The sequence below is a fragment of the Enterobacter sp. P82 genome (assembly GCF_037053385.1).
Taxonomy (GTDB): domain Bacteria; phylum Pseudomonadota; class Gammaproteobacteria; order Enterobacterales; family Enterobacteriaceae; genus Enterobacter.
In genome coordinates, this window is the sequence record NZ_JBALHX010000006.1 from 122,720 (window position 1) to 136,119 (window position 13,400).

Here is a 13,400-nt window from a genome sequence, read left to right on the forward strand (position 1 = left end):
CAGATGAACCAATTTATCATGGCGGATGCGGAAAAATGCATCGGGTGCCGCACCTGCGAAGCGGCCTGCGCGGTGTCGCATCAGGATTCCGTATCCGCACATGCCTTTACGCCACGCATTCGTGTGGTTAAAGGGGGGTCATATACCACGGCGGTTGGCTGTCACCAGTGCGAAGACGCCCCCTGCGCCAATGTCTGCCCAACCCATGCCATTCGCCGCACGGCGGGAGCCTGGCTCGTTGAGCAGACGCGCTGCATTGGTTGCAAAAGCTGTATGCTGGCGTGCCCGTTTGGGGCGATGCAGGTTCGGCTGGAGGGAAATAAGGCGCACGCGCTGAAGTGTGATTTGTGCATGCACCGCGAAGGCGGACCGGCCTGTGTGGAGGCCTGTCCTACCCACGCGTTGCGCTGTGTTGATACCGCCAGATTACGTACGGAACGACAGCATCATCTGGCGTAAAACCTTAACCCTCTTCGCGCCAGGCTTTTTCGATTTCTTCGGCCAGAATTTTGACACCCGCTTCGATTTTTTCCGGATCGGGCACGTAGTTCATGCGCATGCACTGGTGCGTATGCGGCCACGGTTTATCCAGGCCTGGGAAGAAGTAATCGCCCGGTACCATCAACACGCCGCGCTTCTTCAGGCGTTGATAGAGCAGTTCGGTGGTGATGGGTAGATCCTTAAACCACAGCCACAGGAAAATCGCCCCTTCAGGTTTGTGGATCAGGCAGCGTTCTTCCGGTAAATAGCGGCGAAGTGTCGCAATTGTCTCCTGAACACGCTGGTAATAGAACGGCTTAATCACCTCATTGGACAGACGCAGCAGGTCGTTGCGCTTAATCATTTCGCACATCATCGCCGGGCCGATACCGCCCGGCGAAAGGCTGATAATGCCGTTCATGTTGGTAATGGCGGTGATGATTTTTTCATTCGCGATGATAATGCCGCAGCGGCTACCCGGCAGGCCCAGCTTAGAGAGGCTCATGCACAGGACAATGTTCGGGTTCCACAGCGGACGTGCTTCGCTGAAGATAATGCCCGGGAACGGTACGCCATAGGCGTTATCGATCACCAGCGGAATGCCGTGCTGATTCGCCAGCGCATCCAGCTTCATCAGTTCGTCATCGGTGATCACGTTGCCCGTTGGGTTCGTCGGACGTGATACGCAGATCATGCCCGTCTCTTCACCAATATGCAGGTGTTCAAAATCGACGTGATATTTGAACTGGCCTTCCGGCAACAGCTCGATATTCGGGCGCGCGGAGACGAACAGATCCTCTTCCAGGCCGGAATCGGCGTAGCCGATATACTCCGGTGCCAGCGGGAACAACACCTTTTTGGTGGTGCCGTCGGCGCGACGCCCTGCGAACAGGTTAAACAAGTAGAAAAACGCGCTCTGGCTGCCGTTTGTCAGTGCAATATTCTGTGGTTCGATATCCCAGCCCAGCTCGTCACGCAGCATTTCGGCGAGGAGTGCCAGCAGTTCGGTTTTACCCTGCGGGCCGTCGTAGTTGCAAAGCGCATCGGTTGCTTTGCCGCTTTCCAGCATCTGAGCGAGCAGCGTCTGGAAATAGGTATTCATCTCCGGTATTTGAGCCGGGTTTCCCCCGCCGAGCATGATTGCGCCCGGTGTGCGCAGCCCGTCGTTGAGGTCCTCCATCAGGCGAGTAATGCCTGAATGGCGGGTGAATTTGTCGCCGAAAAGTGAAAACGTCATAGCAGGTGATCTATCGAGCTTATTTTGAAAGTGGGTAACCATAACGCTAGCACCGTGCTGGTGCAAATCAGGGGATGTGGTCGGATTTGTTGTTTTATGTGGCAGGAATGGATTTGTGTAGTGAATAGTTCTGTTGATTTTTCCCTCACCCTAACCCTCTCCCACAGGGAGAGGGAACTGGAGTGAGCCGTTATTAATTACCTGCCCATACTACCATCACCTTATCGCCATTATGCTCGCGCACGAAGCCATATCCCTCTCTCAACGACAGCGTGGTTTGTTTGCCTTCACCAATCGCCGGATGGCGCGCGCGGAACTGACCCAACGTTTGCCAGTGGGTGACGGTTAAGGACTGTTTGCCCGTGACGTCCTGCCAGTTCATATCCGAACGGGTACCTTGTAACGGGTCTGAACCTGTTGGCCCAAATGGACGTTCAGATTCATCTCCGTAATAGATTTGTACGCTACCCGGTGCTAACAAGAGCAGTTCAGCTGCGCGTTGACCCCCTTCACGGAACAGGCGCGTGTCATGCGAAGAGAGATAGCTCAGGACGTTGAAACTTTGCAGTTTTTCCGCCATCTGCTGCCAGGTGAGGTCGATATCCGCCAGACAGTTTACCGCTTTTGCCGCCTGCTCCTGATAATCAAAGTTAATCATCGCATCGAAGCCGTGGTGGTAATAATCGCTCTGCATGACGCCGTGGCCCCAGGATTCCCCGGTCATCCAGAATGGTGCATTGTCGAGCTTTTTGTCCGGGTGAGCACCTTTCCAGGCAGCCAGCGCCTGGCTGGCCTGGTCTTTCAGCTGTTGCCAGGCCGCAAGCTCAACGTGTTTGGCCGTATCAACCCGGAAACCATCAATACCGTAGTCACGTACCCACTGGCTGAGCCAGTGGGTCAGGTAATCGCGCGGGGTATACCCGGAGATGGCTTTCGCATGGGTATCAGGCTTGTGTTGATAGAAGTTTGGCAACCCGGAAGGTGTGGTGGATTCCGTTTTCAGGTCGGGTAAAAATGCCAGCGACATGGTTAAATCATCAAAGCCGGGGTTGTCGTAATCACCGATATCAGTGCGGATCCACTTTTTCCCCCACCATTTTTCCCACGCGGCTTTGTCGCTAAAGTTGATGTAGTCGTTAAAGCTGTGCCAGCTTTGGCCTGCGCCCGGCTTCCAGTCCGTCCAGCGTTCTCCCAACGTCTTTTTCAGCTCATCACCCTGCAGATACAGGGCGCCAAACTGATATTCCTGCATGTCCGCAAGCGTCGCGTAACCCGTGTGGTTCATGACGATATCGAACAGGATACGAATGCCACGTTTATGCGCTTCATCGACCAGATGACGCAAATCATCTTCGGTGCCCATGTTAGCGTCGAGCTTCGTCCAGTCCTGAGTGTAATAACCGTGATAGGCGTAGTGTGGGAAGTCACCTTTGGTGCCACCGCCGACCCAGCCGTGGATCTGCTCCAGCGGCGAGCTAATCCACAGCGCGTTCACCCCCAGCTGTTGTAAATAGTCGAGCTTGCTGGCGAGCCCCTTGAGATCTCCACCGTGGAAGGTACCAATCTCCTGCATGCCGTCTTTGTGACGGCCATAGCTGTTGTCGTTGCTCGGGTCACCATTCACGAAACGGTCAGTGAGCACGAAATAGACGGTGGCATTTTGCCAGCTAAACGGCGCAGGCTTGTCGGTTTCGGCGCGCTCAAGCAGCAGCAGACCGTTGCTGTTGGCGGCCGGTTGCAGAGTGATTTTTCCATTTTGCACCGTCGCTGTCTGTTTACTGTAGTAGTCGCGCACAACGGAGCCTTCCGGGAAGGTATGGTTGACCTCGAGCGTCAGCGGTTTACCGTCCCACTTCGGGCACTGGCGGATAACGTTGGTAACTGGCTGTTCTGCGGCACTCTGGATGGTTAGTAGCAGGGTGGGTGTACCGGATCGAGTATCAATCCGCATCTGGTATTCACCGTCGCGGAAAAGACGCCACTGTGGCGGCGTGCCGTCACAGGGTTTGAGCGACAGCATCTCGTTGAGTTTTATCGCATCTGTTGGCTGCCAGCACGTCTTGTCAAAACTTAGTGTAAGAGGACGCGTACCCTTCGCGAGCTTTGTCTGGCTGGTGAAAATCCCGGTGCCTTCGGTGTTAAATGCAGTAAACCCCGGTGATGACCAGCCTGCATGTGCCAGTGCGGGTAACATCAGAAAGGCTATTGCGGTGCGTTTCATTCCATTTTCCTGTCGCGGCATTTTTGACCAGTGTGCCATCAGGTTGTGGGTAAAAACTCATCCCTTATCGCTTTCTGCCAGGAGGACGCGAGAGGATGAGTGATCTCGCGCAAAATTAAGCAGTTATCTGCGATACCGCACACATTTTTTCGGGAATGGTGTTTTTGTGAGCAAGTTTTAGATGACATAGTTTCGGAATTGGACTATTTCTATACGTGCTCTTGAAGTCTATTTTTGATATGATTTGAGATTCCGCTCTCAAATTTGTGAAAAAAATAAGGTGTTAGGATGATTACATCCGACCAGGAGACCTAATGATATCGACTCCCATTCGACGATATGGGGCTGCGATACTCATGTTACTCACCACGGCATTTTCGGGTGAGGTGCTTGCGAAGACGCACACGGATACAACGAGTAAGAAAGCCCACGTTATAAAGACGACAAGTAGTAAGGTTAGCAGTAAACAAGAGTATTCTCGCAATAGTGCAAAGAGTAGTTCACTTCCTGATTTGCGAAAATACCCTTCCGGAACACCAAGGAAAAAAGCGTTTCTCCGGACGGTAATGCCTTACATCACGAGTCAAAATGCCGCGATTACTGCGGATCGTAACTGGCTGATTTCCAAACAGTACGATAGCCGCTGGTCGCCGTCAGAACGCGCGCGTCTGAAAGATATCACGAAGCGCTACAAGCTGAGCTGGAACGGTAACACGCGTCGTGTGCCGTGGAATTCTCTGCTGGAGCGTGTGGATATCATCCCGAATAGCATGGTTGCGACCATGGCGGCAGCCGAAAGCGGCTGGGGCACGTCAAAGCTGGCGCGTAGCAACAACAACCTTTTCGGCATGAAATGTGTGAAAGGTCGTTGTAACAATGCGCCTGGTAAGGTGAAAGGCTATTCGCAGTTTGAATCCGTGAAGGATTCCGTGAGTGCCTACGTGGTGAATCTGAACACGCATCCGGCCTATTCATCGTTCCGTAAATCACGCGCACAGCTGCGTAAAGCGGATCAGGAAGTGACGGCCACCACGATGATCCACAAGCTGAAAGGTTATTCGACGAAGGGACAGAGCTATAACAACTATCTGTTCGCCATGTACCAGGATAACCAGCGCTTAATCGCCGCCCATATGTAATCTCAAAAAAACGCCTTCCACTGGAAGGCGTTTTCTTTTCTATATCAGCACCTCACTGTAGCGATCCCGGTACTCTTTTGGCGTGGTGTCGTACTCTTTGCGAAACACCGAATAGAAATATTGCAGAGACGGGTAGCCGCACATCTGCGAGATTTCGTTAATCGACAGTGATGTGGAGATGAGCAAGCTGCGCGCTTTCTCCAGCTTTTCAGCATGGATGACGGCATGAATGGTTTCGCCCACTTCTTCTTTGAAGCGTTTCTCCAGATTCGAACGCGAAATACCCACCGAATCCAGCACCTGATCGACCTTAATTCCCTTGCAGGCGTGGTTGCGAATAAAGTGCATGGCCTGAATGACGGCCGGGTCGCTTAAGGAGCGATAGTCGGTTGAGCGACGTTCAACGACGCGGACAGGAGGCACAAGCAACCGCTGAAGCGACAGGGATTCTTTATCCAGCAGACGATGCAGCAGCTTCGCTGCCTGATAACCCATCTGACGCGTCCCTTGTGCAACGGAGGAGAGCGCCACGCGAGACAGATAGCGGGTGAGTTCTTCGTTATCAATGCCAATCACGCACAGTTTTTCCGGTACCGGGATGTGCAAATGTTCGCATACCTGCAAAACGTGGCGTGCGCGGGCGTCCGTGACGGCAATAATCCCGGTTTGCGGTGGCAGCGTTTGCAGCCAGTCAGCCAGACGGTTTTGCGCGTGCTGCCAGTTTTCAGGGGCGGTTTCCAGCCCCTGATACACTACGCCACGATACTTCTCCTGCGCGACTAACTGGCAAAACGCGTGTTCACGCTCAGCGGCCCAGCGCTTGCCGCTGGTGGCGGGTAAGCCATAAAACGCGAAGCGATGGACACCTTTCTCTTTTAAATGGAGAAACGCTGCCTCGACCAGGGCATGGTTATCGGTGGCAATATAGTGAACCGGCGGATAGTGTTCGGGGGAATGGTAAGAGCCGCCGACGCCCACTATCGGGACGTCGACGTCTGTCAGCAGTTGCTCAATGACGGGATCGTCATAGTCAGCGATAACGCCATCACCCAGCCAGTCTTTGATGTTCTCCAGACGAGTACGAAAATCTTCCTCAATAAAGATATCCCATTCGGATTGCGACGCCTGCAAATATTCACCAACCCCTTCAACAACCTGACGGTCGTAGGCTTTGTTGGCATTGAATAACAACGTAATGCGGTGACGCTTTTCGAACATGGCTCTCTTCCCAATTAAGTCATCATACTGTTATCAGGCCCGTCGTTTGGTGGCCGAGTCCATCCAGACGGCGAGTAAAAGAATGGCCCCCTTGACGATATACTGCCAAAACGTCGGGACGTCCATCATACTCATCCCGTTATCCAGCGAAGCCATAATAAATGCGCCCATCACGGCCCCCGCCACGCTACCGATACCACCTGCGAGGCTGGTACCACCAATGACGCAGGCGGCGATGGCATCCAGTTCTGCGATGTTACCGGCGGAGGGTGAACCAGCCCCCAGACGTGAGCTGAGAATCAACCCGGCGATAGCCACCATCAGACCGTTAATGGCAAAGACCGCGAGTTTGGTACGCTCGACATTGATCCCGGAGAGGCGAGCGGCTTCCAGATTGCCGCCGATGGCGTAAATGCGGCGGCCAAACGCGGTACGCGTGGCCATAAACATGCCACCCAGCAGTAACAGTGCCAGCAGCAATACAGGTGTCGGGACACCGCGATAGTCATTCAGCAGCCAGATTGCACCCAGCACAATAACCGCCGTAAGGGCCTGACGCCCCACCACGGACGTTGATGCAGGAGAAGCCAGCCCCAGCGCCTGACGGCGCATGCGCCCACGCCACTGCCACGCGACAAAAGCCAGCAAACCTAACACGCCAATCGTAAAGCCCACGCTATCGGAGAGGTAACTCTGACCAATCTGCGACATCGCCGCGCTGGTGGGAGAGACGGTGGTGCCGTTGGTAATGCCGATTAAGATCCCGCGGAAAGCCAGCATCCCTGCCAGAGTGACAATGAACGACGGGACTTTACGGTAGGCAACCCACCAGCCGTTCCAGGCACCGAGCACAAGTCCCAGCACCAGCGTCACCGCAACGGTCAATGGCAGCGGCCAGCCAAGCCAGACGTCAAAAATGGCCGCCACACCACCGAGTAAACCCATCATCGAACCGACTGACAGGTCGATCTCCGCTGAGATAATCACGAATACCATGCCCACAGCCAGAATGCCGGTGATGGCCGTCTGACGCAGCAGGTTAGAGACGTTACGCGCACTTAAGTACGACCCATCCGTCATCCACGTGAAGAACAACATGATGACGATAATCGCCGCGATCATCACGAAAACTTGCAGATTCAGCGCTTTTAGCCCCGCGAATGATCCGGGCGTCGGAACCGCGACTTTGATATCAGACGGATTGCTTTTCGACATGACGTTCGCTCCTTAAAGCGGCTTCCATCACCTGCTCCTGCGTCAGGTTCTGGTTAATCAGGTTGGCTTTCAGTTTTCCCTCGTGCATCACCAGCACGCGGTCACTCAAACCGAGCACTTCGGGTAATTCAGACGAGATGACAATGACGGCAATCCCTTGCTGTACAAGCTGATTAATCAGTTTGTAGATTTCATATTTGGCACCGATATCAATCCCGCGCGTTGGCTCATCAAGGATTAATATGCGTGGATTGAGAAGCAGGCAGCGCGCCAGAATCGCTTTCTGCTGGTTGCCCCCACTCAGACGACCAATGGCCAGTTCCGGAGAGGATGTTTTTACCTTCAGTCGGGCGAGCGACTGGAGAATACACTGCTGCTCAGCGGCATCATCCAGGCTGCTCAGGGCGCCAGAGAACTGATCAAGAGCTGCAAGGGTGATGTTTTTACCCACAGCCATGACCGGTACGATACCGTCTTTTTTGCGGTCTTCCGGCACCATGGCAATGCCGCGGGCAATCGCCTGTTGGCAGTTGTCGATTTTCACTGGCTGACCGTCGATATAAATAGTGCCCTCCCAGCGCCCCGGCCACACGCCAAACAGGCACTGTACGGCTTCGGTCCGCCCGGCACCGACGAGACCCGCAATACCGAGGATTTCGCCGCTATGAAGTGAAAACGAGATGTTATTCACCCGCTTGATGTGGCGGTTAACGGGGTGCCACGCGGTCAGGTTCTCCACCCGTAACACTTCATCACCTCTTGTGTGAGGCTCACTCGGATAGAGCGCCGTCAGCTCGCGTCCCACCATCATGGTGATGATGTCATCTTCACTCATGCCAGCCGCTTCGCGCGTGCCGATGTGTTGCCCGTCGCGGATCACGCAGATGGTGTCAGAAATGGCTTTGACCTCATTCAGCTTGTGCGAAATGTAGATACAGGCGATGCCGTGGTTTTGCAGATCGCGGATGATATTGAGCAGTACCGCGGTTTCCTGTTCGGTGAGCGACGCCGTTGGTTCATCAAGGATCAGCAGCCTGACCTGTTTATTAAGCGCTTTCGCAATTTCGACCAGCTGCTGCTGCCCCAGACCAAGATCGCCCACGCGGGTATCCGGTGAAATGCTGAGACTCACCTGCGCCAGCAGTTTTTCACAGCGCAGCGTCATGGTGTCGTAGTCCAGCACGCCGTGGCGGGAAATCTCAGCCCCAAGGAAAATGTTCTCCAGCACGGTGAGATGCTTCACCAGTGCCAGCTCCTGATGGATGATGGCGATGCCTTTACGTTCGGTATCGCGAATGTGTGTCGCCTGGATGACTTCACCGGCAAAGACGATTTCGCCTTCGTAGCTGCCGTACGGGTAGATCCCGCACAGCACTTTCATCAATGTTGATTTGCCCGAACCGTTTTCACCACACAGCGAAACTACTTCGCCGGGGTTCAGCCGGAGACTGACGTTGTCGACGGCTTTCACCGTACCGAAGCGCTTAGTGATGCTTTTCATTTCAAGTAAATAAGACATAACTGCTCCACGTAACCCGAGGGAAGAACAGTACAACGTGATGCGCCCCTGCAGAGCAGGGGCTGCGTAAGGTTACAGTTCGCTCTTCTTGTGGAAACCGTCTTTAATGACAGTGGCGTCAATGTTCTCTTTATTGACTTCAATTGGTGTGAGCAGGCGAGCCGGAACATCTTTCAGCCCGTTATTCAGCGTCGCATCTGCTTTAGGTTGCTTACCATTACCCAGTTCTACGGCGATTTCCGCAGCCGTATTGGCAAGCTGGGTAATGGGTTTGTAGACCGTCATGGTTTGGGTGCCTGCGATAATGCGTTTTACACCGGCCAGATCGGCATCCTGACCCGATATCGCGACTTTACCGGCCAGCCCCTGGGCGCTCAGGGCCTGGATAGCACCGCCTGCGGTGGCATCGTTGGAGGCCACAACCGCATCAATTTTGTTATTGTTGGCGGTCAGTGCGTTTTCCATAATTTTCAGCGCGTTTTCTGGTAGCCAGCCGTCGGCCCATTGATCGCCAACCACTTTAATTTTTCCGTCGTCGATGTACGGTTTAAGGACTTTCATTTGCCCTTCGCGGAACAGTTTGGCGTTGTTATCCACCGGAGAACCGCCCATCAGGAAATAATTACCCTGAGGCACCTTGTCGATCAGGCTTTGCGCTTGTAATTCACCGACTTTTTCATTGTCGAACGAAATATAATAATCAATGTCCGCATTATTAATCATACGGTCATAAGCCAGGACTTTTATGCCTTCTTGTTTAGCTTCTTTCACCACGTTACTTAATACCTGGCCGTTATAGGGGATAATGACCAGAACATCGACACCACGGTTGATCATATTCTCAATTTGCGACATTTGCGTTTCTTCATTGCCGTTAGCCGACTGAACAAACACGCTTGCGCCGAGTGATTCTGCTTTTTTAACAAAAATATCGCGATCTTTTTGCCAGCGCTCCAGACGCAGATCGTCAATCGCCATACCGATTTTCACCTCCTTCGCATGTCCGGTAAAACTGGCCAGGAGGAGCGTTGTGCATAGAGTAAGGGTCAGGTTCTTTATCTTCATAATTATTAGGCCTTTTTGTAGGGGTATGTGTTGCTGAGATAAAAGAAACATTCACTACTGAGACGCAGCAAATTCTTAACGGGGAAAGGCGGGCTGGCAATTACAGATTTTTATCTTCTCATTATGATATTTGGTTTATTTCTGAATTTATGACCGCGATCGGATTTTAAAATACGTAACGTCTTAATTGCATTTGATTCTGGAATGCACACCGAAAAATAGTTTGCTTGCACATTATTTTGCGAGCCAGTGCACAGTTGTGCATTCTCTCAATAGCAGTGTGAAATAACGTAATTGAGCAACCCAAAATGTCTATTCACTATTATTCCTGTATCTATGACTCACCGCATCCCCCTGATTATGGAGCTCAATATGCAAGCTTATTTCGACCAACTCGATCGTGTTCGTTACGAAGGCCCAAAAACGACCAATCCTTTAGCATTTCGTCACTACAACCCGGATGAGCTGGTGCTGGGTAAGCGCATGGAAGATCATCTGCGCTTTGCCGCCTGTTACTGGCATACCTTCTGCTGGAATGGCGCCGATATGTTCGGTGTGGGTTCCTTTGATCGCCCGTGGCAGCAACCTGGTGAGGCCATCGAGCTGGCGAAGCGTAAAGCCGATGTGGCGTTTGAGTTCTTCCACAAGCTGAACGTGCCGTACTACTGCTTCCATGATGTGGATGTGTCACCGGAAGGCGCGTCGCTGAAAGAGTACCTGAACAATTTTGCGCAGATGGTGGATGTGCTGGCGGCGAAACAGCAGCAAAGCGGTGTGAAGCTGCTGTGGGGCACGGCAAACTGCTTCACCAACCCACGTTACGGTGCGGGCGCGGCAACCAATCCGGATCCGGAAGTGTTTAGCTGGGCGGCTACGCAGGTTGTGACGGCAATGAACGCCACGCATCAGTTGGGTGGTGAGAACTATGTTCTGTGGGGCGGTCGTGAAGGCTATGAAACCCTGCTCAACACCGATCTGCGCCAGGAACGCGAGCAGATTGGCCGCTTTATGCAAATGGTTGTCGAGCATAAGCACAAAATCGGTTTCCGCGGGACGCTGCTGATTGAACCGAAACCGCAGGAACCGACGAAGCATCAGTATGACTACGATGTGGCGACCGTGTACGGCTTCCTGAAGCAGTTCGGCCTGGAAAAAGAGATTAAAGTTAACATTGAAGCCAACCATGCCACCCTGGCGGGTCACTCTTTCCATCACGAGATTGCCTCTGCTATTGCGCTGGGCATCTTCGGCTCTGTTGATGCTAACCGGGGCGATGCACAGCTGGGCTGGGATACAGACCAGTTCCCGAACAGCGTGGAAGAGAATGCGCTGGTGATGTATGAAATCATCAAAGCGGGTGGTTTCACCACGGGTGGCCTGAACTTTGACGCCAAAGTGCGTCGTCAGAGTACCGATAAATACGATCTGTTCTATGGCCACATTGGCGCGATGGACACGATGGCGCTGGCGCTGAAAGTGGCCGCGCGTATGATTGAAGACGGTGAACTGGATAAACGCGTGGCGAAGCGTTACAGCGGCTGGAACAGTGAGCTGGGACAGCAAATTTTGAAAGGTCAGTTATCACTTGCGGAAATCGCGAAGTACGCTGAACAACATCAACTGGCACCGCAGCACCAGAGCGGGCACCAGGAGTTGCTGGAAAATCTGGTCAATCACTATCTGTTCGATAAATAACAGCATCCAGCCCGGTCGGCGCAGCGCCACCGGGCATTTCTGTTAAAGGAGTCACCGGAATGTATATCGGGATCGATCTTGGCACATCGGGTGTGAAAGCCATCCTGTTAAGCGAGCAAGGCGATGTGGTAGCAACACAGACAGAAAAGCTGCAGGTTTCACGTCCGCACCCGCTGTGGTCGGAACAGGATCCGGAGCAGTGGTGGCAGGCGACGGATCGTGCAATACAGGCCTTAAGTGAACAACACAGTCTGCGTGACGTGAAAGCACTGGGGATTGCCGGACAAATGCACGGCGCTACGCTGCTCGATAGCCAGCATCGTGTGCTTCGTCCAGCGATCCTCTGGAACGATGGCCGCTGTGCAGAAGAGTGTGCGCTTCTTGAGGCGAGTGTTCCTGACTCTCGTGAGATTACCGGCAACCTGATGATGCCTGGTTTTACTGCACCCAAATTACTGTGGGTACAGCGCCATGAACCTGAGATTTTCCGTCAGGTGGCGAAAGTCCTGCTGCCGAAAGACTATCTGCGTTTTCGCATGACGGGCGATTTCGCCAGCGATATGTCCGATGCCGCCGGCACCATGTGGCTCGACGTGGCGAAACGCGACTGGAGCGAGACGATGCTGGATGCCTGCCATCTGACCCGTGAACATATGCCTGCGCTGTATGAAGGTTGTGAGGTGACAGGCACACTGCTGCCCACCGTTGCTGAACGCTGGAATATGCCTGCCGTACCGGTGGTGGCTGGTGGCGGTGACAACGCGGCGGGTGCTGTGGGCGTCGGCATGGTTGAGGCGGGACAGGCGATGCTTTCTCTGGGAACGTCTGGCGTCTATTTTGCCGTCAGCGACGGGTATCGCAGCAATCCTGAAAGTGCGGTACACAGCTTCTGCCATGCCCTTCCGGGGAAATGGCATTTGATGTCGGTCATGCTCAGTGCGGCATCCTGTCTTGACTGGGCGGCAAAACTCACCGGCATGTCCGATGTTCCGGCGCTCATTTCTGCGGCGCAGCAGGCGGATGACGCTGCGGGTACCGTCTGGTTTTTACCGTATCTTTCCGGCGAGCGTACGCCGCACAACAACCCGGAAGCGAAAGGGGTGTTCTTTGGCTTAACCCATCAGCATGGCCCGGCAGAACTGGCGCGTGCGGTGCTGGAAGGTGTGGGCTATGCGCTGGCCGACGGAATGGACGTGGTGCATGACTGCGGTCTGAAACCGGCAAGCGTCACCCTGATCGGCGGTGGTGCGCGAAGCCCTTACTGGCGACAGATGCTGGCGGATATCAGTGGATTGCAGCTGGATTTTCGCACCGGTGGAGATGTCGGGCCAGCACTTGGTGCCGCGCGTCTGGCACAGATAGCCATCAACCCTGAAAAACCGCTTTCGCAGCTGTTGCCGCAGCTTACGCTTGAACAGGCGCATTTACCTGACGCGTCACGCCATGCGCGGTACGCGGAAAGACGCGACGTGTTCCGCAAAATCTATCAGCAGTTGCTGCCGCTGATGTCGTAAATACGCTTGTCCTGGATAGGCACGAGGATGTCCTTTTTTGGTCTGTGCGTGCCTTCCTTTCCTTGCCAGTATGGTGTCACACCCACTGGCGAGGAGA

Annotated in this window: 10 protein-coding genes; 4 read left to right on the forward strand and 6 right to left on the reverse strand. The window is 53.8% G+C overall.

The features are described from left to right. Nucleotides 1-3: 3 nt before the first annotated feature. Nucleotides 4-459, forward strand: a complete 456-nt coding sequence (locus WB237_RS20505; protein ID WP_336215928.1) for a 4Fe-4S dicluster domain-containing protein — start codon at nt 4-6, stop codon at nt 457-459. 4 nt (nt 460-463) lie between these two features. Here the strand turns inward: WB237_RS20505 and avtA are convergent, their stop codons facing one another. Further along, nucleotides 464-1,717, reverse strand: a complete 1,254-nt coding sequence (gene avtA, locus WB237_RS20510; protein WP_256068157.1) for a valine--pyruvate transaminase — start codon at nt 1,715-1,717, stop codon at nt 464-466. Between the two features lie 193 nt (nt 1,718-1,910). Beyond that, a complete protein-coding gene (locus WB237_RS20515) occupies nt 1,911-3,938 on the reverse strand; it encodes an alpha-amylase (RefSeq protein ID WP_336215933.1) in 2,028 nt (675 codons plus the stop codon). Nucleotides 3,939-4,252: 314 nt separating this feature from the next. Here WB237_RS20515 and WB237_RS20520 point away from each other — a divergent pair, with 314 nt between their 5' ends. Further along, a complete protein-coding gene (locus WB237_RS20520) occupies nt 4,253-5,077 on the forward strand; it encodes a protein bax (RefSeq protein ID WP_032666887.1) in 825 nt (274 codons plus the stop codon). Nucleotides 5,078-5,116: 39 nt separating this feature from the next. Here the strand turns inward: WB237_RS20520 and xylR are convergent, their stop codons facing one another. The 4 genes from xylR to xylF form a co-directional block, all read right to left on the reverse strand. Next, nucleotides 5,117-6,295, reverse strand: coding sequence for a D-xylose utilization transcriptional activator XylR (gene xylR / locus WB237_RS20525; RefSeq protein ID WP_256068154.1), 1,179 nt, complete (start codon nt 6,293-6,295; stop codon nt 5,117-5,119). A 33-nt stretch (nt 6,296-6,328) separates the two neighbouring features. Beyond that, on the reverse strand, nt 6,329-7,510 hold the full coding sequence (gene xylH, locus WB237_RS20530; RefSeq protein ID WP_336215938.1) for a xylose ABC transporter permease XylH: 1,182 nt from the start codon (nt 7,508-7,510) through the stop codon (nt 6,329-6,331). Further along, on the reverse strand, nt 7,488-9,029 hold the full coding sequence (locus tag WB237_RS20535) for a xylose ABC transporter ATP-binding protein (protein ID WP_336215940.1): 1,542 nt from the start codon (nt 9,027-9,029) through the stop codon (nt 7,488-7,490). Before WB237_RS20535 ends, xylH begins: the two co-directional genes overlap by 23 nt. 72 nt (nt 9,030-9,101) lie before the next feature. Continuing rightward, nucleotides 9,102-10,094, reverse strand: a complete 993-nt coding sequence (gene xylF, locus WB237_RS20540) for a D-xylose ABC transporter substrate-binding protein (protein ID WP_336215942.1) — start codon at nt 10,092-10,094, stop codon at nt 9,102-9,104. Between the two features lie 372 nt (nt 10,095-10,466). Here xylF and xylA point away from each other — a divergent pair, with 372 nt between their 5' ends. After that, complete coding sequence (xylA, locus tag WB237_RS20545; protein ID WP_014830210.1) at nt 10,467-11,789, forward strand: xylose isomerase; 1,323 nt, start codon at nt 10,467-10,469, stop codon at nt 11,787-11,789. Between the two features lie 59 nt (nt 11,790-11,848). Then, the gene (gene xylB, locus WB237_RS20550) at nt 11,849-13,303 is read left to right on the forward strand and encodes a xylulokinase (RefSeq protein ID WP_336215946.1); all 1,455 of its coding nucleotides are present in this window, start codon (nt 11,849-11,851) and stop codon (nt 13,301-13,303) included. The last annotated feature ends 97 nt before the right edge of the window (nt 13,304-13,400 follow it).